Annotated in this window: 19 protein-coding genes; 8 read left to right on the forward strand and 11 right to left on the reverse strand. The window is 37.8% G+C overall.

Annotated elements, in window-relative coordinates:
- Positions 1-230: 230 nt before the first annotated feature.
- A complete protein-coding gene (locus tag ACQ334_RS11340) occupies positions 231-3,506 on the reverse strand; it encodes an N-acetylmuramoyl-L-alanine amidase (RefSeq protein WP_430988330.1) in 3,276 nt (1,091 codons plus the stop codon).
- A 107-nt stretch (positions 3,507-3,613) separates the two neighbouring features.
- Positions 3,614-3,970 carry a BlaI/MecI/CopY family transcriptional regulator gene (locus ACQ334_RS11345; protein ID WP_430988331.1) on the reverse strand — a complete coding sequence of 119 codons (357 nt, stop codon included), beginning with the start codon at positions 3,968-3,970 and terminating at the stop codon, positions 3,614-3,616.
- 223 nt (positions 3,971-4,193) lie between these two features.
- Here ACQ334_RS11345 and ACQ334_RS11350 point away from each other — a divergent pair, with 223 nt between their 5' ends.
- The gene (locus ACQ334_RS11350; protein ID WP_430988332.1) at positions 4,194-4,880 is read left to right on the forward strand and encodes a cell division ATP-binding protein FtsE; all 687 of its coding nucleotides are present in this window, start codon (positions 4,194-4,196) and stop codon (positions 4,878-4,880) included.
- A 181-nt stretch (positions 4,881-5,061) separates the two neighbouring features.
- Here ACQ334_RS11350 and ACQ334_RS11355 read toward each other — a convergent pair whose 3' ends face one another.
- From ACQ334_RS11355 to ACQ334_RS11365, 3 genes are all read right to left on the reverse strand, one after another.
- The gene (locus ACQ334_RS11355) at positions 5,062-6,198 is read right to left on the reverse strand and encodes a glycosyltransferase (RefSeq protein WP_430988333.1); all 1,137 of its coding nucleotides are present in this window, start codon (positions 6,196-6,198) and stop codon (positions 5,062-5,064) included.
- Between the two features lie 76 nt (positions 6,199-6,274).
- Positions 6,275-7,372 carry a glycosyltransferase gene (locus tag ACQ334_RS11360; protein ID WP_430988334.1) on the reverse strand — a complete coding sequence of 366 codons (1,098 nt, stop codon included), beginning with the start codon at positions 7,370-7,372 and terminating at the stop codon, positions 6,275-6,277.
- Entirely contained in the window at positions 7,372-8,361 is a 990-nt protein-coding gene (locus ACQ334_RS11365) for a Gfo/Idh/MocA family protein (RefSeq protein ID WP_430988335.1), read from the reverse strand. The genes ACQ334_RS11360 and ACQ334_RS11365 overlap by 1 nt, the downstream gene beginning before the upstream one ends.
- A 117-nt stretch (positions 8,362-8,478) precedes the next feature.
- Here ACQ334_RS11365 and rpsO point away from each other — a divergent pair, with 117 nt between their 5' ends.
- Together rpsO and pnp are read left to right on the forward strand one after the other, a co-directional pair.
- Positions 8,479-8,751, forward strand: a complete 273-nt coding sequence (rpsO, locus tag ACQ334_RS11370; RefSeq protein WP_430988336.1) for a 30S ribosomal protein S15 — start codon at positions 8,479-8,481, stop codon at positions 8,749-8,751.
- Positions 8,752-8,891: 140 nt separating this feature from the next.
- Positions 8,892-11,036, forward strand: coding sequence for a polyribonucleotide nucleotidyltransferase (gene pnp / locus ACQ334_RS11375; RefSeq protein ID WP_430988337.1), 2,145 nt, complete (start codon positions 8,892-8,894; stop codon positions 11,034-11,036).
- A 281-nt stretch (positions 11,037-11,317) separates the two neighbouring features.
- On the opposite strand, the gene ACQ334_RS11380 is transcribed toward pnp, so the two are convergent.
- From ACQ334_RS11380 to ACQ334_RS11395, 4 genes are read right to left on the reverse strand one after another with little or no spacing between them, the layout of a single operon-like run.
- The gene (locus tag ACQ334_RS11380; RefSeq protein WP_430988338.1) at positions 11,318-14,131 is read right to left on the reverse strand and encodes an outer membrane beta-barrel protein; all 2,814 of its coding nucleotides are present in this window, start codon (positions 14,129-14,131) and stop codon (positions 11,318-11,320) included.
- A gap of 54 nt (positions 14,132-14,185) precedes the next feature.
- On the reverse strand, positions 14,186-15,970 hold the full coding sequence (locus ACQ334_RS11385; RefSeq protein ID WP_430988339.1) for a hypothetical protein: 1,785 nt from the start codon (positions 15,968-15,970) through the stop codon (positions 14,186-14,188).
- Positions 15,971-15,979: 9 nt separating this feature from the next.
- Positions 15,980-16,690 carry a hypothetical protein gene (locus ACQ334_RS11390; RefSeq protein WP_430988340.1) on the reverse strand — a complete coding sequence of 237 codons (711 nt, stop codon included), beginning with the start codon at positions 16,688-16,690 and terminating at the stop codon, positions 15,980-15,982.
- Positions 16,683-17,234, reverse strand: a complete 552-nt coding sequence (locus tag ACQ334_RS11395; protein ID WP_430988341.1) for an RNA polymerase sigma factor — start codon at positions 17,232-17,234, stop codon at positions 16,683-16,685. Before ACQ334_RS11395 ends, ACQ334_RS11390 begins: the two co-directional genes overlap by 8 nt.
- A 174-nt stretch (positions 17,235-17,408) precedes the next feature.
- Between ACQ334_RS11395 and prmA the strand changes: the two genes are divergently transcribed.
- The 4 genes from prmA (at position 17,409) to ACQ334_RS11415 (ending at position 20,838) form a co-directional block, all read left to right on the forward strand.
- Positions 17,409-18,224: a 50S ribosomal protein L11 methyltransferase gene (gene prmA / locus ACQ334_RS11400; RefSeq protein ID WP_430988342.1), complete on the forward strand. Its 816-nt coding sequence runs from the start codon at positions 17,409-17,411 to the stop codon at positions 18,222-18,224.
- A gap of 118 nt (positions 18,225-18,342) precedes the next feature.
- A complete protein-coding gene (gene plsY / locus ACQ334_RS11405; RefSeq protein ID WP_430988343.1) occupies positions 18,343-19,002 on the forward strand; it encodes a glycerol-3-phosphate 1-O-acyltransferase PlsY in 660 nt (219 codons plus the stop codon).
- A gap of 119 nt (positions 19,003-19,121) precedes the next feature.
- On the forward strand, positions 19,122-19,943 hold the full coding sequence (locus tag ACQ334_RS11410) for a M48 family metallopeptidase (RefSeq protein WP_430988344.1): 822 nt from the start codon (positions 19,122-19,124) through the stop codon (positions 19,941-19,943).
- A 235-nt stretch (positions 19,944-20,178) separates the two neighbouring features.
- The gene (locus ACQ334_RS11415; RefSeq protein WP_430988345.1) at positions 20,179-20,838 is read left to right on the forward strand and encodes a YdeI/OmpD-associated family protein; all 660 of its coding nucleotides are present in this window, start codon (positions 20,179-20,181) and stop codon (positions 20,836-20,838) included.
- A gap of 1 nt (position 20,839) precedes the next feature.
- On the opposite strand, the gene dnaG is transcribed toward ACQ334_RS11415, so the two are convergent.
- Positions 20,840-22,783, reverse strand: coding sequence for a DNA primase (gene dnaG, locus ACQ334_RS11420; RefSeq protein ID WP_430988346.1), 1,944 nt, complete (start codon positions 22,781-22,783; stop codon positions 20,840-20,842).
- Between the two features lie 275 nt (positions 22,784-23,058).
- Between dnaG and ACQ334_RS11425 the strand changes: the two genes are divergently transcribed.
- Positions 23,059-24,261 carry a hypothetical protein gene (locus ACQ334_RS11425; protein ID WP_430988347.1) on the forward strand — a complete coding sequence of 401 codons (1,203 nt, stop codon included), beginning with the start codon at positions 23,059-23,061 and terminating at the stop codon, positions 24,259-24,261.
- 279 nt (positions 24,262-24,540) lie between these two features.
- On the opposite strand, the gene ACQ334_RS11430 is transcribed toward ACQ334_RS11425, so the two are convergent.
- On the reverse strand, positions 24,541-25,407 hold the full coding sequence (locus ACQ334_RS11430; protein ID WP_430988348.1) for a hypothetical protein: 867 nt from the start codon (positions 25,405-25,407) through the stop codon (positions 24,541-24,543).
- Positions 25,408-25,470 lie beyond the last annotated feature (63 nt).

A 25,470-nucleotide genomic window follows, 5' to 3' on the forward strand; every position in this document is an offset into this window, starting at 1 on the left:
CATCTACAACCTGTAATCTGAATGATAAACTGTAATCTTTTTGAGTACGTTTACTAACTCGAAATTGTCCTTTATTCATAATGGTGACACTGGGTTTGTGTCAACTTATTTTAGGACGAGGCAGTAGAATAAATAAAAAGAGGAGAATAACATCTCCTCTTTTTTAATAAGCAGTTTTTAATGGCTATACATCTTTTAAAATCTGACTTCCGTTGGCAAGCAGTGTTACGCTATTTGTTTTTGGTAATGGCTTTCTTTTCATCATCAGTTGTAATTAAAAAAGTAATGGGTTGTTTGCGATAGGCAGTAACTGTATGGCCATTTTGAACGGCAGGAGACCATTTGGCACTCTTTTTAATTAGATCAATACAATGCTGTGCAGTTTTACTATTCTGATAATTCATTGCGGTAACATCGCTTACACTACCATCAGTATGTACAATAAACTGAACAATGATGGTGTACGTGCCTGCTTTCCATCCTTCATCAACAGGTAAGTTTGCGTTGAGATTTTTTGAAAGGTATTGAGTCCATGCTTCTCTGCCTTCGCTGTAGCTTGGTTCAATTTCTGCTTTGGTAAATACCTGGTTGCCAGTATTATTTTCCGGGGAAAACAAGGCAATACTTAATCCATCAACGGTGGCATAATATCCGTTATCACCTTTTACCCTTACATTATCAAAAGTTACAACGCTTCCTGCAACGCAGTTGTTTATAAATCCGCTTAGTTTATTTAAATCCGCTCCGGATATATTAGCTACTGCTATTTTTGGAAAACCAGCGCCGGAAAAATAAACCGTTCCGCTTTCTACAGCATATCCTGTACCGGCAGTAAGTTTTTTAGCGGCTTTAAATTGTGCTACATCCATCCTCACTTTTTGTACGCCATCAATACCTAATTTGGGTTCTATCTTATAGTCAAAATTGGAATAAGTAATATTATCATTGGGGTTGGGAACCCTCATCACTTTAAAATTAAAAGTGCCTGGTATTTTTGAGCCATCTCTTTTTGATAAAGCAATTGTAACTGTACCCGGTGTGGTAACATGTACAATGTATTTACCATTACTGCCATTTACAGATCCCGAAGAAATATTTACTACCAGGTCTTCTGGTTTTACCGGAGCGGCAATGGTAATGGGATTATCAACACCGATGTAAAATACATTCATGTTATCTGCTGCAATGGCTGCAAGTGAATTTTCTACAGAGATAGAAGTAGATGATATAGGCAATCCTTTTTGTTTGGTATTAACTTCCACAACACCATGCCTGGCCCTGTCACCATATTTATTTATGGCAGTTATATCTTTTACAACGTTTACACTTTCAATATCATCAGGCGCAATACTGTTGAGATTATAAGTATCGTTTTGTACTTTACCATCAATTACATACAATGGTTTTTCTTTTTTATAGCCTGTTACCACCACTTCCTGTAACGGATCGGCTTTTAAGGTCACATTAATAACAGCCTTTTTTCCTTTGGCATCCATTACATCATTCAGTTTCTCACCTTTAAAAATAGTTACGGCACTGATCTTAGCCGGATCCAGTGCATTTAATTCGGCTATAGTGGATTGTTTTTGTTCGATATAGATCAATGCGTCTGAAAGATCTCCCTTTAATGCAGTTTTATTGCCGGATAACTTTAGAGAATTGTTTTTCTCATCCACATAAATTGAATCCGCCGTAATGCATAATACTTCTTTAATGGTTAGTTTTATAACACCATATTTTCCTTTGTCACCATAAATTTTTTGTGCTTCCACAGGGTTGTAGGTTACCAGGCTGCTGTATTGTACATTACTTTTTTCAACATAGTCCATACCTACATTACCCATCTCTTTGGAATCTACAATTACTAAAGCTTTTGTTTTATAGGCCGCTGTTTTAAAATAATTGGTATCCGCATATTGGGTATTGATGTATATAGCATTACCCGGCAGACCTTTACTAAAAACATCGGTAACTAAAACGGGAGTTGTTGTACTTTGTAAATTGCCCGCTGCATATTTTTCTACAGCGTTTAAAATGTTTTTAGCAATCGTTTCTTTTCCTTTTGATGATTGCAAATACGCCGCATCTTTTTTGTTATTTACCAAACCGGTTTCTATATACACAGAAGGGCAGGTATTGTGTTCCAAAGTATATAAGGTTCTCTTAACAAGCTCCTGGGAAACGGGCAATTCATAGTTGTTTTTGAATTCATTCAATATAGCGGAGCCGAAAATTTTGCTTTGTGCTGCATTGGGTGCATCGTCGTCACCTATTAATAATTTCAATCCGCTTTTATCATCCATTGGGTCGCCAAGATGGTATTCTTTTTCTGCTGCTGTTGCTGTGGCGCCTGCATGAAGGGTAATGTACATTGCGGCGTTGTGGCTTTTAGCAAATTCGGCTTTTTGTTCTTTGGTAAGAAAAATATCTGTTTCTTTTGTTAACACAATTTCAATATCGGCATTGGTATTAAGTTCTTTAATTGTTTTTGCTAATGCAAGAGTGATGTCTTTTTCCAGGATACTGCCGTCTTCATTTTTTGCACCCACATATTTGCCGCCATGCCCTGCATCAATTACAACGGTTAATTTTTTACCATGATAGAAATGATTGATGGTTTTTGCTTTAAAGGTAAAAGCGGCAAAAATTAATACCAGCAGCGGCAATACCATTACTCTTCCAACATAATTTACTTTAGGATTTTTGTTTTTGGTGAGCATAAGCAATCGGCGTTTTACAGGGGAGTAAAAAAAATTATTAGTCAACTGAAACCGGTGTTGCGGATAAGTAGCCTGCAATATCATGGCAGCAAAAGCAGCGGTATCACTATCTTCCACCGCTTTCTTATCAGCAATAAATTCATGGATCATATTCAGCTCTTTGCGGTACAGCCAGTAAAAAGGATTGCACCAGAAAAATATCAATACCAGGTTGATGAATAATTTATCGTAAGTATGTTTTTCCTCTACATGCGCTACCTCGTGTTTAAATATCTGGTTGCCGGTAATGGTTTCCATATCAATATTATGGTTCCAGAAAATATAATTTAAAAAAGAAAAAGGTGTGCTTTTGGCATCGGTATTTATAAATGATATTTTATCAATAGTCTGTTTGGGATATTTTTTCAGCAAATTAAAAATTACAAATAAAGTATGCAGGAAAACAGTCAATAAAATAAGCGATACCACCAGGTATGCAAATGGGTACAATTGTGTTACATCAAAACTTTCCACATTGTTACCTGTACTTACAGTGATATTATCCATATACTCATCACCACTGCTTACTACCTGCAATACTTTAATTACACCGGAAGGTTGTTCGGCAGTGGGCTGCCAGAAACTGATTTTTATCAATGGCAATAACAATGATAATACCACTGAGGCCATCAGGTAAAAGCGATTGTACTTATGAAAAACTTTATTTCGCAGCAGCAACCAGTAATAACCATACAATATACCGGAGCAGATAATAACTTTTAAAAGATAATAAGCAATTGGTAGCATACAATTAGTTTTTGATTGAAAGCTAATGGTTGAAAGTTCTGAGCCGAATAGAAAGTGTTTACTGTGAGCACAACTTTCAACTTTTAACCTTCAACTTTTAACTGAGTTTATTTTTTCTTCAATTGTTTCAGTAGTAATTCCAATTCATCCAGGCTGATGTTGTTTTCCTTTACCATAAACGAAACAGCATTACTGAAGCTGCCTTCAAAATAACCTTTCACCAAACTCTTCATGGTGCTTTTGCTGTACGTTTCTTTTGTAATCAAAGGGTGGTACTGGTGTGTTCTTCCAAATACCGTGATGCCTACAAATTCTTTATCCACCAGTATTTTAATAATAGTGGCCACCGTATTACTGTGTGGCTTTGGCGCAGGTAATTCATCCAGTATTTCTCTTAAAAAGGCTTTCTCTAATTTCCATATCACCTGCATGATCTGCTCTTCTGCTTTAGTTAAATTTTTCATTGTTGTTATTTTATACTTGCTGTTGTAAACTTAAAACTAATATTTTAGTTGTACAACTATTTCTTTAGTTATTCACATTTTTTAACAAATGGTGAGGAAAATATATTTTAATGTAGCAGCAGTAAAAGCTAAATTTGCCACACTGGCTAAACTATTAGCCCTCATAGCATAAGTTGAATTATAAACTTACGCCTGAACAAAAGCACTAAACACAAACTTAACCATGTCTCAATCGATTGTTGAATTAAAGAATGTAAATATTTACCAGGGCAACAGCCTGATTTTAAGTGATGTTAATATCAGTATTGATAAAGGAGAGTTTGTATACCTGGTAGGTAAAACCGGAACCGGTAAAAGCAGTTTGCTTAAAACCATGTACGGCGATTTGCAATTGACAGAAGGCGAAGGTTGGGTAGTGGGCCATAACTTAAAAGAACTGACCTGGAAAACAGTACCTTTTTTAAGACGTAACCTTGGTGTGGTGTTCCAGGATTTTCAATTGCTTACAGACAGGAATGTGAATGAGAATTTGAAATTTGTGTTGAGGGCAACCGGCTGGCAGGATGTAAAATTAATGGACGAAAAAATTGCTGACGTTTTGGATAAAGTGGGTTTAAAAACCAAAGGTTTTAAAATGCCTTTTGAATTGAGTGGTGGCGAACAGCAAAGGGTGGATGTGGCAAGAGCTTTATTAAATTCTCCTAAATTAATATTGGCAGATGAGCCTACGGGTAACCTTGACCCCGAAACGAGCGATGAAATTATGCAGTTGCTGTTTCATATCTGCCGTGACTATAACACTACCATCATCATGGCTACACATGATTATATGGTGATCAATAAATTTCCTGCAAGAATGCTGAAGACCGAACGTAATAAGGTTTGGGATAATGCTACGATAGAAATGTAGTGGCGTGAGTAGTGAGGCGTCAGTCGTGAGAAGAGTATTCTATTTAAAATTTCTTTTGCATTTGCAGACAGCTTAATTCCTGATACGTGAATGGAGAATCATCAGTCGTGAAAATGAACATTTTGTTCAGATTTTTCTTTATTCTTTAATCACCACGCTGTTACCACTCACGTCTCACCATTCACGTCTCACGACTAAAAGCGGTCATCAATTTCTTTGCGTTCTCTTCATTATTAAAGATTCTTTGCAGCAAGCCTTGCCGTTTTTCTTTTTCCTGTTCTGTAAAGGGTTGCTGGTATAATGCTGCTATTATTTCTTTAAATGAATTTGCATCTGATGCAATCTGGCATGCACCTTCCAATCCGCTGCCTTCAACACCAGCAACATTAACTACACAATGACGCCCATTGAATAATGCGTTCAGTAATTTTAATTTGATACCGGTATTATTGAAAGAAGGCAATACATGTATTTGTGCTTTACAGATCATATCCTGCATTTCTTTTTCGCCTGGGTTGGCAACAATGCAGGTGTGCTTATGTTCGTGCGCCAGGTCCTGTAATTTTTTTGAAGGATTTTTACCGGCTATCACAAAAGGAATTTCTAAAGTGTTGAATACATTTTGCAAAAGCCAGGTAACTGCTGTTTCATTTTCATTAATGGATAAATTACCATGGTACAAACAAAAACATCCCTTACCTTCTTTACCTACAGCTAATGTATGCGGAATAAAGACCGGGAGGTAACTAATATTTTTTGCGTTGAATAATTGCTGGTATACTTTCACATCATGCTCACTTACAGCAATAAAACCTGCTTTGCTGGCAATGCTTTTTTCGTAGTTAAATAACAGCCTGCTTTCGTTAAGAAAGTATAATTTTTTTAAAAGATGGCTTTCGTTTTTTGCCAGTTGTTTATAATATTCAAACTCTACATTGTGCAGTCTCACTATTACTTTCCTGTTTTGTAAAGCACCGTTATGCAGGTAATAAGTACAGTGAATGCCTTCTAATAGTACAGGGTGATTGTCTTTATTGAGGTTTGCAATTAACTCCTCATTTTTTCTGCTCTTTACAATAAAAGGCAGCCGCAAAGAAAAACTGCTGAAATTTTTGCTGCGCCGGTAATAGTTTACACTTACGCAATATTTATTCAGTTCATCCTGCGGTGGCCGCCCCGGTTGTGTAAAACAATGCAAATGAATTTTTACACCCAACTGATATAATGCTTTCAGTTTGTAAAAAAGATCTACAACACCGCCATAATCTGCAGGCCAGGGTACATCAAGGGCAACGATATGTAAGTGCGTATCACTCATAAATTTTAAAGCAGTGAAAAAGAGGGGTAGAGATTTCGCAGAGATGATTCTCAGCGTTACTTATTTTCTCTTTTTCTCAGCGCTTAAAGATTGTTTTATAAAATTGTAATAATTTCTTTTCTTCTTCCTGCCAGTTTAATACTGCTCTTGCTTTTAAACAATTTTGCTGCATCAATTTATACTCAACTTCATTTACCAGTAAATTGTTCAGTATTGCCGCTAAATTTTTTGCACTGATATCATCCGTTAAAGCTGCAATATGGTATTTGTCGTTAATTTCTTTGTACACCGGGTAGTTTACGCACAGCTGCGGAATGCCAGCATGCAGGTAGTCGAAAAAACGGTTGGCTAAAGAATAATAGTTGCTCAAGCCTGCATCATCAAATAAAGTAACACCGATATAAGCCTGTTGTGTGATGGCTCTTAATTCGTCTGGCTTTATTTTACCTTTAAAAATTACTTTGTCTTCCAGGTGATGCTCTTTTACTAATTGCTGTGCCTGTTGCATAAAATTACCATTACCGCAAATGATAAGCCTGGCATTCACTGCTGCCATGGCAGGTATCAATGTTTCAAAACTTCTGCCTTCATTCACTGCTCCCTGGTATAAAATAAATTTTTCTTTCTTTTCCGGGCTGTTTATTTCTCTTAACAAAGCAATATTCCTTATCACTTCATACTGTACACCATACATTTTTTTAAATTCATCGGCAATGGGTTGGTTCACTGTATAACCATTAACAAATTTAGGTACTGTGTAACGTTCAATTTTTTTCCAGGCTTTATATATTGCCGGCCGGGTGGCAATTTCTTTCATTTCACAAAAGAGTTCATGGGCATCATACACTCTTTTTATTTTTTTTATTGCAGACACAAAATAGCCGGGTAAAATTGTATCCAGGTCAATAGCGCCTATGCAATCCATTCTTTTAAACAAGAGGTAAAAAAACAAACGGATATTATATTCTGCATAAAACAGTTTCCCTTTTTCAAAAAAACAAAATAAACGTTTTTGTAAAAATGGTTGTGCAGCAAGCGGGAGAGAGGCTTTCATTTTCCGGCCCACCAACGTTACTTCATAACCTGCATTGGCAAGAGATGTGCAGATGCGTATCATACGCTGGTCGTAGGTAAGGTCTGTAGTGACTGTAAAATATATTTTTGCCTGCCCCATCAGCTATTGTATATTTTTTCAATTATCTCCACCGTTTTCAATCCATCTCCGGCACTGGCAAACTCATGTGCATCATCTTTTAAGGCAATAATCAGATTTTCATATACTTTATCATGGTTACTCATGCTGCCCTGGTAAAAACCATAACCATTAGCAGGGTTGCCTTGCGGTAATTCAGGATGATCGATACCGGCAACTGAACAGTACTCAAGTTCATTTAAATATTGTCCCCCAACTTTTACCGTACCATGCTCTGCAAAAACAGTAATGGAGCCTTCCATGTTTTTATTAAAACTGTTTACGGTATAATTTAATGAACCAATAGCGCCACTGGCCATTTCAAATAATACAGCTCCCGTATCTTCAAACGCAATGGATGGATGGGCAAAATTCTGAGTGAGGGTTTTCACGGCAGCCACATCTCCCAATAACCAATACAGCAGATCAATAAAATGACTAAACTGCGTAAACAATGTTCCCCCATCAAGATCTTTAGTGCCTTTCCAACCGGTATAATATTCAGCTGGCCGGTTCCAGAAGCAATTAACCTGGAAGCTGTAAATTTTACCCAGCTTTCCCGAACTGATCAGGGCTTTTAAAAAGGCAACCGGAGGGTTGTACCGGTTTTGTTTTACCACAAATAGCTTTCTGCCGGCTTTTGCTGCAGCAGCAATCATCTTTTTGCCGTCTTCCACATTAATACACAGCGGTTTTTCGCAAAGTACATTACTGCCGGCTTCCAATGCTTTTATAGAATGAGCAGCATGCAAACCATTTGGTGTACAGATACTTATCACGTCAAATTGAGTTGAAGCAGCAAGCATATCTTCAACAGAATAATAAGCTTTGGCATTGTAAAGGGCTGCCATTTCGTTGGCTTTTTCGGGGATTATATCGCACACCGCAGCTAAAAATCCATGCTTTATTACCTGTTCGGCATGCCTTTTAGCAATCCTTCCGCAACCAATTATAGCGAATGAGGGTTTCATATATTGGCAATATTCAAAAAAAATCCTCAATCCACCTCGTAAAAACCATTTTTTTATGTACTTTTGCGCCTAATTATAAAAGAAACATAACAAAGACGTTATTAAAAAAACAAAGAGATGCCTTATTTAACAATCGAAAAAAGAGCAACAATTTTTTCAACTTACGGTGGCAAAGCCACAAACACAGGTTCTATTGAGGGCCAGATCGCTTTATTGACTGAGCGTATCAATTCTATTTCAGAACACCTGAAATCTAACAAAAAAGATTTCTCTTCTCAAAGAGGGTTAATGAAAATGGTTGGACAGCGCAAGCGTTTATTGACCTACCTGAGCAAACACGACCTTACCGGTTACAGAGCTTTAATTGAAAAATTAGGTCTTCGTAAATAAATTTTTCCCAACTATGTAATATTAATAATTCCCAACTGCTATTATTCGGTTGGGAATTATTATTTTTTACGTCATTAACTCACGTGGCTTGCATTTTTAGTAAATCTAAAACCGGCAATCCCAAATCATAAATTGTATTTATGTCTTTATTAAACCCAAAATCGGTAACTTTTGATATCGGCGGTGGCCGTATGGTTACCATAGAAACCGGCAAAATGGCCCGCCAGGCCGATGGCGCCGTTACTGTTCGCCTTGGCAACAGTATTTTATTAGCAACAGTTGTTGCCAACAAAGAACCTAAAGATGGCCAGAGCTTTTTTCCACTTTCGGTAGATTACCAGGAAAAGTTTGCATCTGCAGGCCGTATCCCGGGTTCATTCTTTAAAAGAGAAGCCCGCCTTAACGATTACGAAATTCTTACTTCACGTTTAATAGACAGGGCGCTGCGTCCTTTATTTCCTGAAGATTATTTATGCGATGTACAGGTATTAGTGACTTTGATTTCTTCTGATACTGAAGTTATACCTGATGCTATGGCTTGTTTGGCAGCATCTGCAGCATTAGCCGTTTCAGATATTCCCATCCAGGAAATTATTTCTGAAGTGCGTATTGCAAGAAAGAACGGTGAATTCATCATCAACCCTACACGTACCGAATTAGCGGAATGCGACTTAGAATTCATCATCGCTGCTACCGAAAAGAATATCATGATGGTGGAAGGTGAGGCAAAGGAATGCCAAGAAGAAGACCTGATCAAAGCGATTGAATTAGCTCATGATGCTATCCGCATACAAATTAAAGCACAGGCTGAATTGAGAGATTTGGTTGGTATCACTGCAAAAAGAGATTACAAAAAACCTTATCGCAACGAAGAACTGAATGAAAAAATTCAGGCTTTTGCAAAAGATAAAATGCATGCGATAGCCATTGCAGCAAGTGCCAAGCACGAACGCAGCGATGCCTTTGCAAAATTGCATGATGAAGTAGTTGCTTTCTTAGGCGAAGAATTACCCGATGCAGATAAAAAATTAATTGGCCATTATACCGGTGAATTACAATATTATGTTGTAAGAGATATGATATTGAATGACCGTGTAAGGTTGGATGGCAGGGGAACTGCAGATGTGCGTCCGCTGGCTATGGAAACAAATACTTTACCAACGCCGCATGGTTCGGCCTTGTTCACCAGGGGAGAAACACAATCATTAACAACAGTTACTTTTGGTACCCCTTTAGATGAGTTGTTGGTTGAAAGTGCTAACAAGTCTGATTACACGAAATTTATCCTGCATTACAATTTTCCTCCATTCTCTACCGGTGAAGTTAAAATGATAAGAGGTGTTGGTCGTAGAGAAGTGGGTCATGGTAACCTTGCTATGCGTTCACTAAAACAAATGATGCCGGGCAGTGATTATCCTTACACTGTTCGTGTGGTGAGTGATATTTTAGAAAGTAATGGTTCTTCTTCAATGGCTACTGTTTGTGCAGGTTCGTTGGCATTAATGGATGCTGGTGTGCCTATTCCAAAACACGTAAGTGGTGTGGCCATGGGATTGATCACCAAAGAAGGCAAATTTGCGGTGCTGACTGATATCTTAGGTGATGAAGATCATTTAGGAGATATGGATTTTAAAGTTACCGGTACACGTGATGGTATTTGCGGTGTGCAGATGGATATTAAAGTGGATGGCTTAAGCATGGATATTATGCGCCAGGCATTGGCACAGGCACGTGATGGCCGCTTGCATATTTTGAATGCCATGTACGAATGTATACCTGCTGCAAGAAGTGAAGTGAAACCACATGCACCACGTATGGTGAAGATCACTATCGATAAAGAATATATTGGTGCAGTGATAGGGCCCGGTGGTAAAGTGATACAGGAAATTCAGAGAGAAACAGGTGCTACTGTAAATATTGAAGAAGTGAACAATGTAGGTGAAGTATCCATCTTCTCTGCTCAAAAAGATAGTCTGGAAAGAGCCCTGGCATGGATCAAAGGCCTTGTGGCAACACCGGTTGTGGGTGATACTTACGAAGGAACAGTGAAGAGCATTAAAGAATTTGGTGCTTTTGTTGAGTTCTTGCCTAAGAAAGAAGGTTTGTTACACATCAGCGAAATAAGCTGGAAACGTTTGGAAACTATGGATGGCATTTTTAAAGAAGGTGATAAAGTGAAAGTGAAATTGCTTGACATTGACCAAAAGACCGGTAAGTTTAAATTAAGCCGCAAAGCTTTAATACCAAAACCAGAAATGCAGCCTAAGCCGCAACAAGGTGAATAAGCAGTATTAACTGATTATAATTTATAACCGCTTCCAGCTCATTGGAAGCGGTTTTTTTGTACCCTGTGTACCCTGAAACTTTATTTCGGGCCTCTATAATTAAAGAGGGTTTCAATATTATATGGAATCATACAATAGATTTATCTAACCCATAATAATATCTTTCTATTTTGAAACATGCTTTAACCTTAATAAAAATCCTGAAATCGCAAAATGCAACCTCAGGATTTCAGGATAAAGTAATTTTATAAATAGAAACTAAAGCAGAATTAATGGTTTTTCTAAAACAAGAACAACCTTTCCCGTCCACCTACTTTTTTCTTACCACTTCCATAAGGCCTTACATTATAAGTTGCAGTAAGCATCACATATTGAGGCAGGGTATTGGTTTGGTTGCTGGTGATCATATTACGATAGGTAGAAGAAGTGTAGTTGATATTGGTGTTTAAAATATCAAACACAGCCAGTTTAAAAACCAAAGCCTCGCTCTTCAGCATCGTATAGTTAACCGCTGCGTTCCAGCGGGTGATCCTTCGGGCAGAACCGGTAAGGCTGCTGTTAAAATCCTGGTTGAATTGTGTTTCCCAGATAATATGCTTCGACCATCTTATCACCAGTTCATTATCCAGCCAGGTAGTACGGATATTTATTTTTTTAAAACGGTCAGAAGTATACCGGCTGAAATTATAACCCAGGCTGATTGAACTGTTCCATTCTATTTTATCATTAAAGTTCAGGCCGATTCCTGCCCAGTTGTTGAGCATATAACCTTTCTGCCTGCTGCTGGTATTATTGTACAACAGCAAACTGCTGTTGATACTATAATAGCCGCCCACATTCCAGCTAAAGATGAATTTTGGATTATGCTTGTACTGTTTATTTAAATTGAAATTGGCGTAAAAATTTTTAGTGCCATTAGTATTCACCGGCATAGAAGTTTGTACACCTCTGTCATCAACCACAATGCTTTGTATCACGTCATTTTTGGCAAATGAACCATTGGCATAAATGAATGAATTAAAATTTGTTTTAGAATTGTTGTAATTATAATTCACTGAAAAATTCTGTCTTTCAACAGGCAATAAGTTGGTATTTCCTTTTGTAATAAAATAAGGATTGGTGTTATCAGACACTGGTAATAAATAATTATATCCGGGCATGGATACATCTTTATTATAACTGAAATTAAATTGTTTGTACACAATACCCAACGCAGGTAACAGGCTGTTCTTTTTTTGATTGATGGATGCTGGTAATGAAGCCAGGTTATTTTCAAAAGATTGCAGTAACACCCTTGCTGTTGGTGTAACGGTTAAATTTTTCCATTTAAACTCTAGTCCCGAAGTAAATAAGAAGCGATTACCTGTTCTGTGAAACCTGCTGCTGAGCGCCGGGTTCAGCAGATCAAATTTATCGGAAGATGCACTTTTATTAAATGTGTTTATCGTGTTATACAATTGACTGTATTCATACCTTCCGCCAAAACGTAACGTAATTTTTTTTGATAACGGCTCGCTGTACAACAAGGAAGTAACGGCATCAGTTCTGGGAATTCTTTCTACACGTAATTGTGATAATAAACTATCGTAGCTGGCAGGGTAGAGGTAATGTAAATTGTATTCGGTGCTGTAATCGTTAAAGCGGTTATTGATGTCCAGGCTCTGGTTAAAATTAAAACGCCTTCCTTTTTTTGTTTTAGATAAACGGGTAATATTAAGATTATGCCTGTAATAATAAGTGTTGGCGGGATTATTCTGAAAAATATTTCCCATACTTAGCGGACCCAGTTTATTATTATTGCTTTGCACATCGCTGATGCGTTGTTCATTTTGTAAGCCAATAGTGTAATTGGCATTGATGAGAATATTGGTAACAGAGTCGGGTTTAAACCTTGCTCCAATACCAATGTTGTGTGCATTAGTAACTACGTCACCACCCAGCGTGGTGTGATTGTTTATAATAGTATCGCCCAGGTATTGATCGCTATTGGTAATATTAGTTCGGTTAATACCTACATTGCCCCTAAAGTATTGTGCAAAAAAGGATCGTTTTTTGTTAGGCGTGTGGTTAAGATTAATGCCATAACCTTTGCTGGTGGCAATGCCGCCATAGTTTTGCTGCCCACCAAAATTTACGCCGTTAATAGAGAGTCCGCTGCCATTAGAGCTGCGCCAGATGCTCGTACTGTTGCCGCCGCTGTTATCCCGGTTTCTTTGCAAACCACCCGCCTGCATTAATTCGCCATAACCAAAACCGGGTTTGTTTAAATTGTTGGCATAACCCAGAATGCTAACCTGTAATGTATCCCTGTAAATATTGGCAATGCCACCGGCTTCAAAAGTATTTTGTGTGCCGCCACCTGCATACAACTTTCCGAACCAGCCTTTTTTAACTCCTTTCTTTAAAGTAATATTTACTACTTTGCCCACATTGTTCAGGTTATCATCGCCGTTACGCAGCATTTCTTCCTTATCATCTGTCACCTGCACTTTGTCAATAACATTGGCGGGTAAATTCCTTGTGGCCATTTTAGGGTCGTCGCCAAAAAAACTTTTACCATCTACTAAGATCCTGTTCACTGGTTTGCCATTTACCATCACGTTACCATCTTTATCAACCTGTACGCCGGGTAATTTTTTCAGCAGGTCTTCTACTAATGCATTAGGCAATGTTTTAAAAGCAGAAGCATTAAATTCCACCGTATCTTTTTTTATTACCACAGGCGGCCTTTCTGCATAGATCACCACTTCATCCATTGTTTTAGAGCTGGCAGTCATAGCAATAGTACCCAGGTCAATAGTTGGTTCGGCAGCTTTTAAAGTAAATTCTTTTCTGTACCCACTGTAACCATTAAATGAAACCACCATACGGCAATTAACATCAAATGGTATTCCCGGAATCTTAAATTCCCCCTCGGGGTTACTGAGCCGATAGGTGATGATAGCTGTATCGGCCGCTCTAAATACGGTGATAGTGGCTAATCCTAAAGGTGTTTTTGCTGTAGAGTCAACTAGCTTTCCTTTTATTGTTCCTTGTGCTAAACTACTTACATACAGGCATAGGATGCCTGCGACGGTCATAACAATGTTTTTCATGCTAAAAAATTAAAAATGGCTATACTTTAAATACTATACTTTAAATACTATACTTTACTTAAAACTCACATTACAAAAATGGCATACAATATCAACCTTGGTATGCATGCCGGTAATATCTCCGGCAAAGGCATTAAACTTGGTTTTGTTACTACTACCTGTATTAGTTTTAACAGCAAGTGTGTCTTGCTGGCCTGCTACTGCAGCATAAGTACCACCTGTGTAGTTTACTGATTGGCTGGCAGCAGATATTTTATTCACATCTTTATAACTGCCCTCGTATGAAATACTGTAATTCTTTAAATCGTATACCGGTACTTTTAAATCGGCGTATTTGCTGTCTATTTTTATTAATGGCGACTCAAAGTTTACACGGTTTATTCTTACGTCAGCATTGGTACCTGTAAGTATTAGCTGGTCTTTCAGGTTGTCAATAGTAAGTTTTCCAAAATCTTTGTTGCCGGAAATACTCCCGGCTTTTTCAACCTGGTATATATCACTTACACTTGCAATGTTCATGGTAGTGCAATGGTCCAGTTCCATACTGGATGCTTTGGAAATGATTGACATTGCCATGATATTGCCACCGCTAAACCTGGTATTGGTAAAATTAAAATCTGCTTTTTTTATATCATCTGTTTTAATGGTGCTGTATTTACTTTTAAGTACAGCATTATCAGCATTGCCCATTTTTAAAGAGCCGTTAGTTATTTGAGCATTGATATTCTGTACATAATTTTCAATATTAACATCTGCATAGCGGGTATTTAAAACGATAATAACATTGCCCGGTAATTCTATAACAAGGGAGCGCTTAACATTGCTTTCGGCATTTAATTGCCTGCAAATGTCATTATCAGCATTGGCTTTATTTAAACCATTATTATCATTGTTGTCTCTTATTCCCGGCGGCCTTGTTCCGTTTACCGTTGCGGTTACACTGTTCCTGGTCCTGGATAATTCAATGCCCATCTTCTTTAACAATGCATCGTCTCTTTCATTCAGTGCTTCCCTGTAATTAATAATTGTTGACAGTCGTAATTTTTGTGATGGTATTGTTTTAACGATCACCTTTTTATAATTATTATTGATGTAAACAGTGTCGCCGGCATTACAGGTAATTTCCATTGATAATTCCCTGGACCGATACCCGTTTTTAACGCTGGCTGTATCCTGCTGAATTTGCAGTAACTGTACCTTTTTAAGTTGCAGGTACTTTTTCATTCTCAGGGAATCAGTTTTTATATGCTGCAGGTACAAAACTTTTTTTAATGAATCCGCCACTACAGTTCTGAAAACTTTGAATTTGTGTAAAGTGTCCAGTCTTCCATTCAGCACATATAATTTTTGCAAAGAGTCTGTTTGTAATCCCCGCAGTTTATGTATTCTTTTTAATGTGTCGGAACTGCGGAATAAAAGATTCTTCTTATTGTACACAGAATCAGATTGCTGTCTTTTAAAAGCTGTTTTTCTTTTTACAGAGTCGTAGGAGCGGAACTGAAGATTGAATTTTTTAAAAGTGGAATCTTTGTAAAGGGTTGATTTTTTCCTGGCAATATTTAATTTCCTATGTACACTGTCAAATTGTTTTTGTTCTGCAAAATACAGGGTGTCTGTTTTGTAGTTTAACGAGTCATGGCGATTTTTTTTAAGTATCATATACATCTTACCATCAGGATAAGCAGTATCAGCAACATAATGCCCCGGGTGTGTTACTCTGAAAATGCTGTCCTTAAACTTTTTAGTAACGTATAGGGTATCTTTTTTTTGTGCAGCAGCGGTAAAATAAAATACCGTAAGCAGCAGTAAAAAAAATAAGCGTAACAAAATATTTTTCATGGCAATTTTTTATATGTTAATGTAATGGCTTTTAAGGGTATCAGCGGGCAACTGGTTTTCCCTTACTTTATTATTTATTTTATTCATCTCCTGCTGCAGGTTCTTCAGCACATTGATTTTTTCCTGGTATACATTGATCAGTTGTTCCAGCAAAATATCACTAAGGCCGTTGCTCCTGATATTCTTTTTTATAATGGCTTCATCGGTATCTATCTGTTGTAGTGTCTGTTTAAAGTCATTGAAGTAATCAGGTGTTTCTCCATACACAGGTGTTTGCCTGATATTCTTTAACTGCAGCTTTACAAGTTGTGTATAATTGTATTCAAAAGAACGCATCAGCTGGTACGGCTCTGGCATTTTTTTAGGGCCGGTATTTTTTTCGGGTGTTAAGGCGGCTATAGTATTTTTTTCTGCTGCAATATTTTTATTTGTTGTGGTATCAATTGTTACCCGTAAAGCTTCGGGTATTTTTTGTTGTGGGGTAGAGGGAGCATTTACAATCTTTTCTCCGGTTTTATTTTTAGTCAGCAGCCATTTTATTCCAAAACCAATTATTACAAGCATACATGCTGCTGCACTTATACGAAGCAGGAGCGGATAGAGCGTATTTTTTTTCTTTGCTGCAGTTTGTGTTTGTATACGCTGCAATAATCCTGCTGATGGTGTATCTACATCCATCTCATCTTTATGCTCCTGCAGGTATTTTTTAAACTCATCCATGGGTAACTATTTGTGTATTGATTCTTTCCCTTAATAATTTTTTTGCCCGGTGATACTGGCTTTTACTCGTGCCTTCAGTAATACCCAGTTGTGCGGCAATTTCCCTGTGGCTGTTATCTTCCATAGCGTACAGTACAAAAACCTGGCGGCAACCATCGGGCAAGCTTTTAATTTGCTTGTGCACTTCAGTAAGGCTGATTGTTGTCCACCATTCAATTGGCTCATCAGCAATCGTATCAAAATGTTCTTCATCCCAATCATTCCACCGAATTGTTTTTTTGCAATGATTAATGCAGGCATGTACTACAATCTGTTTCAGCCAGCCACCAAATGCCGCTGCTTGTTTCAAACTGCCCAGGTTTTTAAAAGCAATGATGAACGCATCATGCAACACATCCTCTGCATGAGGAATATTACCGGTCATTCTAACGCAAATGTTAAACATTGCTTTACTGTATTGCTGGTAAAGCCAGGCTTGCGCATCTGCATCACCCTGAGCGGCCTTTTGTATAACTGCAGTTTGTATATGTGTTGGCGCTGTCAATAGATGAATACGTTTATAAGAGAACCGGATGTTTAAAAGGTTGGAAAGTGGTGGTGTCTTTATTTAAAAAACAATGAAAAATCAAATATACGAACAGTGTCGTATATTGGCAAGCAGATGTTATAGATTTAAGAAGGTTGGCAACCTTTCCTGCAAAATAAATACCTTAGTTGCATGAAGTATACACAAGTACAATTTACCAATCAAACGGCCCAGCAGAATGAAATACTGATTGCCATGTTGGCTGATATTGGTTTTGAAGGTTTTGAAGAAAACGAAAATGAGTTGAAGGCTTTTATTAATCAATCGGAATTTAACAAAGAAACGCTGGATGCGGTCACCAACAGTAATAACTTTTCTTATTCACTAACTGAAATCGAACAGCAAAACTGGAATGCGGAATGGGAGAGTAGCTTTGAGCCTGTTATTATTGATGATTTTGCTGCTATACGGGCTGGCTTTCACAAGCCTGTAAAAAATGTGGTGCATGAAATTATCATTACTCCAAAAATGAGTTTTGGTACAGGGCACCATGCTACCACTTACCTGATGATGGAGCAGATGAGCCGCTTGAATTTTAAAGATAAAGCGGTATTGGATTTTGGCACGGGTACCGGTGTACTGGCTATCCTGGCAGTAAAAATGGGAGCCACTTCGGTATTGGCTATTGATAATGATGAATGGAGTATTGATAATGCCAAAGAAAATATTGAAAATAACAGCGTTGAAAATATTACCATCAAAATGGCTGAAAGCATTATTACAGATGCTAAATACGATATTATCCTGGCCAATATTAACCTGAATGTGATCCTGCAGCACATGGATGTAATAGCCGGTGTCTGCAACCCGGGGGCAGAAATACTGCTGAGTGGTTTTTTATCGGCAGATGAGCAGGCTATTAAAGCATCTTTGATTTCTAACGGGCTGATTTTTAATGAGGTAAAACAAAAAAAAGACTGGATTTGTATTAAAGCCAACCGCCCCTGAGAACCTTAAATATATTTATAATTTGTTATTCGTTTGCAGATTCCTGTTAATTTAAGGTTATGTAAACCAATAATTCATTATTTTTGTCCTGTTCAACTCAACTCAAAGCAAGCACAGCATGAAGGAATTAATTCTAATAATTCTGGCGTATTTAATTGGTTCTATACCTTCGGCATTGATCATCAGCAAAAAATTCTTCGGTGTAGATATCCGTGATTATGGTAGTGGTAATATGGGCGCTACCAATACTTTCAGGGTATTGGGAAGTAAGTACGGCACTATTGTAATGATCCTGGATATTCTGAAAGGCGCTATAGCGGTAGGCTTGTACAATTTTCTTCCTTATTACTTTAGCAGTGATGCAGAATTGCAACGTACCAATTTTATGATAGGGCTTGGATTGGCTGCAGTTGTGGGACATATCTTTCCTATTTATGCTAATTTTAAAGGCGGAAAAGGCGTGGCCACTTTATTTGGAATGATACTGGCTGTTCAGCCATTGGTGGCTATTAGTTGTGTGGGCGTATTTTTAATTGTACTCTATTTAACCAGGTATGTTTCCCTCAGCTCAATACTGGCTGCATTATTTTTACCTGTAAGTGTATTATGGATATGGAATGAACATGAAGTGTCTTACCGCCTGTTCGCACTACTGGTTGCAGCACTTGTTATACTTACCCATCAAAAAAATATCGGCCGCATTCTGCGTGGGGTAGAGAGCAGGGTGCCTATCCTTAAGCACCGTGACAGAAGAAAATCACGCCGCCGCAACGATTAATATTTCCACTGCAACCCTTATCATCAGAAATGACGTCTTAACTAAAAATTACATTTTGTAATTTGTAGTTATTAAAATTGGTACGCCAATTGTTTACTTTAAATAAAACTCAAACAAAAATGAAAAGACTATTATTCTTATTACTTGCTTCATCAGTATTTGCAGCATGTCATAAAAATGCAATAACCAATCGCAACCAGTTGGCTTTGTTTAAAGAAGAAACATTACAGCAGATGGCATTAACAGAGTATAAAACATTTTTATCTCAAAACCAGGTAATGAGTGAAACCACCAATAAGGATGCTGAAATGGTAAGGCGTGTAGGATCGAGAATTGCCAAAGCGATTACTGATTATTATACACAAAAAGGTGCTACGGAAGTTTTAAAGGAACTGGCAACTTATAAATGGGAATTTAACCTGGTTAATAATAAGGAAGTGAATGCCTGGTGTATGCCGGGTGGTAAAGTGGTAGTATATACCGGCTTGTTGCCAATAACCCAGAACGAAGCCGCACTGGCTGTAGTATTGGGGCATGAGATAACCCATGCAGTAGCACACCATGGTAACGAACGTATGAGCCAGGGCGCTTTGGCACAGGGGCTGGAAGTAGCGGGCAATATTGCCACTTCGGGTAATTCTAAATATAACTCCTTGTTTAATAATGTATTTGCTCCGGGTGCACAGGTAGGTTTTTTACTGCCTAACAGCAGAAAACAAGAATATGAAGCCGATCACCTGGGATTGAATTTTGCAGCTATGGCAGGTTATAATCCACGTGAGGCTGTACCTTTCTGGCAGCGTATGGCAGCAGCGGGTGGAGGCCAGAAGCCACCTGAATTTCTGTCTACGCACCCTGCAGATGAGAACAGGATCGCAAAAATACAAAGCTATATGAATGAGGCACTAACCTACTATAAACCGGTTGGCCCAACTAGATAATTTATACCAAATACCATATTTGATTGAAAAAACTCCGCATTTTGCGGAGTTTTTTTGCGTAATGCTTTTATGTACCAAACATATTGTTTAAATTTGCATCCTGAAACAACAGATTTTGTTGTTAAGCTTAAACCCTCCGGAAAAAAGACCTTTACAATTCAGACACAAACTATTGGTACAAAAAATATGTTTGTGTTATGTAATACTTTTTTAAAACCTAACTGTTGTTTTGCCTATGTCTTCACAGTCGCTGCTGGAAAAATTACAATTGAATGATGAAAAGAATCTGCTTTTGCAGGGGTTGCCCTTATCAATAGAAAAGCAATTCATCAAATTTTCTTTCTCAAAAAATGTAACGCCATTACTTAAAAGCAAAAAAATTGATTTTGCTTTGATATTTGCTTTCAGCCAGAAGCAATTGAAGGAAATATTAAATGAAGTGATACCGGCCTTACATGCCGATGCCAAATTCTGGATCGCTTATCCAAAAGCATCTTCAAAAATTGCCAGCGACCTTTGCAGGGATGCCAGTTGGGATTTTATTGCAGAGCATGGCTATGAAATTGTGAGGCTAATTGCAGTAGATAATTTATGGAGTGCTGCATGGTTTAAAAAAACCGGTGACACTGTGAAAAAAGCGCCTTCCTTTTCTTCGGCCAACCCGGCTCCCGGGATCGATTATACCAAAAGAACAATAAAGGTACCTGAAGAACTACAGCAATTACTGGACAAAGACCAGGTAGCAGCAGCTTTTTTTCAGTCGCTTGCGTTTAGCCATAAACGTGAATATGTAGAATGGATTGTGAGTGCAAAAAAGGAAGAAACAAAAGCCAGGCGCCTGGAAACTACAATGGAGAAACTATCAGCGCAAAAAAAGACTTTTAATGCGAAGTAATTTATTTGAAAATTACGGTGCCTAATTGTTTGGTCAGTTCAATTTCCATTTGCTTAAGGTGCTGGTGTGTTTGTACAAAAATCATTTGTTCTTCAGCAACAGTAGATTTTTCCAGGTCTCTTTGATTTTCATCGATCAGCCGCTTAATTTTTTTAAGCTTTAAATAGTTAAGGGTAGAGAACACTTCTTCTTTAAACAGGTCTTCCCGTGTAGGTAAATGGCCTTCAAAATGTTCTTTCCATTTGGGGCTTATCTCATGATTAAAATCCATGATGCTCACCACCAGCGAACTCATTTGTAAATTATCGTGGTATAAAAAATTCTTTGGTGTGGGATCCAATCCTTCCTGGTACCAATGCTTATAGGTTTGCACCACCTTTACCAGGTCTTTATTATCAATCAAATCTTCCAGCTGGTTCAGTTCAATTTCTTTAAAAATATGATCGGCAACTTTTTCTTCTGCACTCCAGTCTTTTAAACCAAATTCCAAAAGGCTTCTTACCATTGCCCTTTCGTGCATCTCATCTTTGTTGAATAAGCCAACAACGTCTGCATCCATTCCATCTGGCTCATTGGCGGCTTCGTTTGCCGCAAACTGTTCTTCCCTTTGTTGCTGGTTTTCTGCCTTGGTTACTTTTTCCCTGATAAATTTATTCACCAATGCATGTAAACCACTTTCTTCAATCTTTAAAATTTCGGAACATTGTTTAATGTAATCCTGTTGCTTGGTAAAATCTTCCGCCTTATTGATTTTAGCAATGGTTTCTGCTATCTGGTTTACAATGATGGATTTTTTATTGCTGTCGCTGCCGGCATCTTTCAAAGCAATATCCAGTTGAAATAAGATCACATCACGTTTATTGGAAGCAATAAATTCGGTAAAGGCGGCAGTGCCCACTTTGTTTACATAACTGTCAGGATCTTCTTTATCAGGAATTAAAACCAGTTTTACATTCAGGCTTTCTTCTAATGCCAGGTCTAACCCACGCAATGCCGCTTTAATACCGGCATTATCACCATCATAAATTATCGTAAGGTTATTGGTGTATTTTTTTATCAACCGTAACTGATCGGGTGTAAGCGAAGTACCACCACTGGCCACCACATTTTCAATGCCAGCCTGGTGCAGGCTTACTACATCAGTGTAACCTTCCACCAATAAACATTCATCTGCTTTATCAATGGCCTGTCTTGCAAAATAAGAGCCATAGAGTAATTTACTTTTTACATAAATTTCATTCTCCGGTGTATTAATGTATTTTGGAGCTTTGTCATTGTTTTTGATGATCCTTGCGCCAAAGCCCAATACTTTTCCGCTTTGATTATGTATAGGAAAAATGATCCTGCCCCTGTAATTATCATAGGCATTACCATCTCTTACATTTACCAGGCCGCTTTTTTGTAAATACTCCAGGTTGTATTGATTAGCCAATGCTTCTTTGGTAAAACTATCTCTTGCTTCAGGATTAAAACCCAGCTGAAATTTTTTGATCGTTTCTTCCCTGAAGCCACGCTGTTGTAAATAACTCAGCGCAATAGCCTGGCCTTCATCTGTATTAAGCAGGGCATTGCTGAAAAATTTTTGAGCAAAATTATTAATGATATACAAACTTTCAGCCACCTGCTGCTGCACTTTGTATTCGGGGCTGGTTTCTGTTTCTTCAATTTCTACATTGTACTTTGCTGCCAGCCAGCGTAAGGCCTCGGCATAAGTATATTTTTCAGCTTCCATTAAAAAACTGATGGAATTGCCGCTGCGGCCACAACCAAAACATTTATATATTTCTTTTGATGCAGATACAGTAAAAGAAGGAGACTTTTCATTGTGAAAAGGGCAGAGGCCAATATAGTTGGTACCCCTTTTCTTAAGCTTTACAAATGAGCCTACTATCTCCACAATATCGATACGGCTTAATATTTGTTGTATAGTGTTCTGTGTAATCACAAGTATAGTAAATAGCCGTGCAATTTAGCTTATTTCAACAAGAAAACCTATGTAAACCGGGTACTGTTATTCTGCCCGGAATTTGTATGCAGTTCGTTTTATTGCCTGCAAAAAACATGACGAAATTCATCCTGAACTTTATGAAAAACAGCGTTAAAATTCATCTTGATAACCAATTAACTAATATCTTTATCACCTAAAAATTAAATAGAATGAAGAAATATTGTTTTTTTATTATGTTGCTTTTTGCTTGCAACCTGAGTTTTGGTCAAAGTATGGAAGATATAATTAAAATGATCAACGGAGGACAGAACAAAAAAGCCAAAGATGCTATTGATAAATTTTTGAGTGATTCAAAGAATGCTGCAAAACCGGATGCCTGGTTTTATAAAGGGAGGATATATAATGCTGTATCCAAAGATTCATCCATAACAACAACAGATGCGATGAAACTTAAAGCTGAAGCTTTTGAAGCGTTTAAAAAATACCAGCAGATGGATGCTAAGGAAGTGATCTTTATTTTAGAAAATCATGGTTCTTATTTTGACCTGTACAATGGTTATTTTGATATTGGTGCCAGGGAGTTTAATGCAAAGAACTTTGCCGTTTCTTTTGAAGGGTTTAAAAGTGCACTGGCAGTAGAAGATTATGTAAAAAGCAAAGCTTACGATTATAATGGATTTAAGTTTCCGGGGCTGGATACTTCGCTGGTGTTAAATGCAGCTATTGCCGCCAACCAGGCAAAGGATGAAGCATCTGCTGTGCAGTATTACAGAAAACTTACCGATGCTAATTTATCAGCAGAACAATATTTAAGTGTGTACCAGTTTTTATGTGAATACTACTCCAAAAAAAATGATGAAGCTAACCTGTCTGCAATATTGGAAAAGGGAAGAACCTTATATCCTGCAGATGATTACTGGACTGAATTAGAACTGGAAAGAGTTGAAAAAAGCGGCGATAAACAAGCGCTGGTAGCAAAGTATGAAGAGCTGATGAAGCGTTACCCTCAGAAATTTTCTTATCCTTACAATCTTAGTGTAGTGTTGTTTAACCAATTGTACACCGGTGATAACAGGCCTGCCGATGCAGTTATGCTGCAGAATAAATTAACTGATCTTTTAAAGACTGCTATCAATCTTGATAAAGGGGTTGATTCAAAAATGTTGATGGTACGTCACTTATACAATTATGCTTACGACTTCCAGGATTCATCTAAAAAGATAAAAGGGGCAAAGCCTGATGATATCAAAAAACGTAATGATCTTAAAGCACTGTTCATCAAAAAAATTGACGAGTGTATTCCTTATGCAGAGTCTGCTGTAGCTTATTTTGGTGCATTACCTGCATTAAAGCCCATTCAAAAAGCTAACTATAAAGATGTGCTGGATATCCTGAGCCAGTTTTATGGTGCTAAAGCTGATCCGAAAAAGGCCGCTGAATACGACAAGAAGAAAGCCGATATAGAGAAAATGTAAATCTATAGTATTGTACATTGAAATTATATTTCGATCTGCTTAAATTATAAAAGCCGCCCCGTTATAAAGGGGCGGCTCTTTTTTATCCCGGATGAATCGAAATATAATTTCGATGTACACGAAGAAGCCGCATCACAATAATGGAGCGGCTTCTTGAATTTTATCTTGGATGAATCGAAATACAATTTCAATGTACATGAAGAAGCCGCTCCATTATCGTGGAGCGGCTTCTTGTTTTTTATTTTGTATGGACTGAAATATAATTTTGATGTACCTGTATTATTGACCAGGTCCGCCTATTCTTGTCTGGAAAACAGGGCCACCGTTACCGTTTTGCATATCTTTCATCGACTTCACTTCAAAATCTTTTGGAATTTCAAATTCTTTATCAGCCACTTCTTTTTCTGTATTGATCTTGGTTACTTCAACGATCATCTTTCTGCCACGGTTCATTTTCATTTCGTATTGCATGGGAAAACCAGCAAGGTTATCTAATCCACTAAGTGCTGTTGTACGGCCAAAATTACCAAAGCCTCCTGCCATACCACCGGTGGAGGTAATACCCTGCAACTTAAAATCGGTAGCATACCAAACAACGCTGCTGTCTTTAGTGCCATTTTTTCTCGTTGCTATAATAAACGCTTTTTTACAATTTATGCCGGCTACTTTTTTTGTTTCATCTGCATAAGCAATGTCTGTACTGCTAACCTGGTTGCCATTATTAAAACTAGCTGCCGTCTGGCTTCTGCTCTGCATCATGCTATCCATTCTCTTGGCCATTTGTTGCTGGTCTTCATCTGTTGTATAAAACCCGGTTTTCTTGCCCATCATTTCCATCAGGGTAGTGGTCATTTTTTTATTGTTGTCTCTTAAAACTGTGGTGCGGCTCATATCAGTTTCAGTATAGGTTTTTATCATACCGCCTTTAAACGTTGTCACCGATTTTGTTTCGCCATCACCGCCAAAGCGCATAACCCGTACTTCGCCACCTTCCGCAGCTGGCGGGGGCGGAGCTATATTATCATCAGCACCTTCAGGAGAAACAATCGTAGTTTTTGTAGTGATAATGGCATGGTCCAGAACTTTAACCTGTGCCTGTACTGCAACCGCAGCAGATAAAAAGAAAACAGTAATAATTTTTTTCATGTTAGAATTGTTAAGCCTCAAAAATACGAATTGGTTCGTAACAATAAAATAAGCTTTTTGCTT

It is taken from the genome of Ferruginibacter sp. SUN106, from assembly GCF_050611765.1.
Lineage (GTDB): Bacteria > Bacteroidota > Bacteroidia > Chitinophagales > Chitinophagaceae > Ferruginibacter.

Excerpts from the sequence above, each read along its gene's own strand:
- ACQ334_RS11415 (WP_430988345.1), top strand. The coding sequence starts at position 20,179 with ATGTCTTCACAGTCGCTGCTGGAAAAATTACAATTGAATGATGAAAAG.
- rpsO (WP_430988336.1), top strand. The coding sequence starts at position 8,479 with ATGCCTTATTTAACAATCGAAAAAAGAGCAACAATTTTTTCAACTTAC.
- ACQ334_RS11345 (WP_430988331.1), bottom strand. The coding sequence starts at position 3,970 with ATGAAAAATTTAACTAAAGCAGAAGAGCAGATCATGCAGGTGATATGG.
- ACQ334_RS11430 (WP_430988348.1), bottom strand. The coding sequence starts at position 25,407 with ATGAAAAAAATTATTACTGTTTTCTTTTTATCTGCTGCGGTTGCAGTA.
- ACQ334_RS11380 (WP_430988338.1), bottom strand. The coding sequence starts at position 14,131 with ATGAAAAACATTGTTATGACCGTCGCAGGCATCCTATGCCTGTATGTA.
- pnp (WP_430988337.1), top strand. The coding sequence starts at position 8,892 with ATGTCTTTATTAAACCCAAAATCGGTAACTTTTGATATCGGCGGTGGC.
- ACQ334_RS11390 (WP_430988340.1), bottom strand. The coding sequence starts at position 16,690 with ATGGATGAGTTTAAAAAATACCTGCAGGAGCATAAAGATGAGATGGAT.
- ACQ334_RS11385 (WP_430988339.1), bottom strand. The coding sequence starts at position 15,970 with ATGAAAAATATTTTGTTACGCTTATTTTTTTTACTGCTGCTTACGGTA.
- plsY (WP_430988343.1), top strand. The coding sequence starts at position 18,343 with ATGAAGGAATTAATTCTAATAATTCTGGCGTATTTAATTGGTTCTATA.
- ACQ334_RS11410 (WP_430988344.1), top strand. The coding sequence starts at position 19,122 with ATGAAAAGACTATTATTCTTATTACTTGCTTCATCAGTATTTGCAGCA.
- ACQ334_RS11350 (WP_430988332.1), top strand. The coding sequence starts at position 4,194 with ATGTCTCAATCGATTGTTGAATTAAAGAATGTAAATATTTACCAGGGC.
- ACQ334_RS11425 (WP_430988347.1), top strand. The coding sequence starts at position 23,059 with ATGGAAGATATAATTAAAATGATCAACGGAGGACAGAACAAAAAAGCC.
- prmA (WP_430988342.1), top strand. The coding sequence starts at position 17,409 with ATGAAGTATACACAAGTACAATTTACCAATCAAACGGCCCAGCAGAAT.
- ACQ334_RS11360 (WP_430988334.1), bottom strand. The coding sequence starts at position 7,372 with ATGGGGCAGGCAAAAATATATTTTACAGTCACTACAGACCTTACCTAC.
- ACQ334_RS11365 (WP_430988335.1), bottom strand. The coding sequence starts at position 8,361 with ATGAAACCCTCATTCGCTATAATTGGTTGCGGAAGGATTGCTAAAAGG.
- ACQ334_RS11355 (WP_430988333.1), bottom strand. The coding sequence starts at position 6,198 with ATGAGTGATACGCACTTACATATCGTTGCCCTTGATGTACCCTGGCCT.
- ACQ334_RS11340 (WP_430988330.1), bottom strand. The coding sequence starts at position 3,506 with ATGCTACCAATTGCTTATTATCTTTTAAAAGTTATTATCTGCTCCGGT.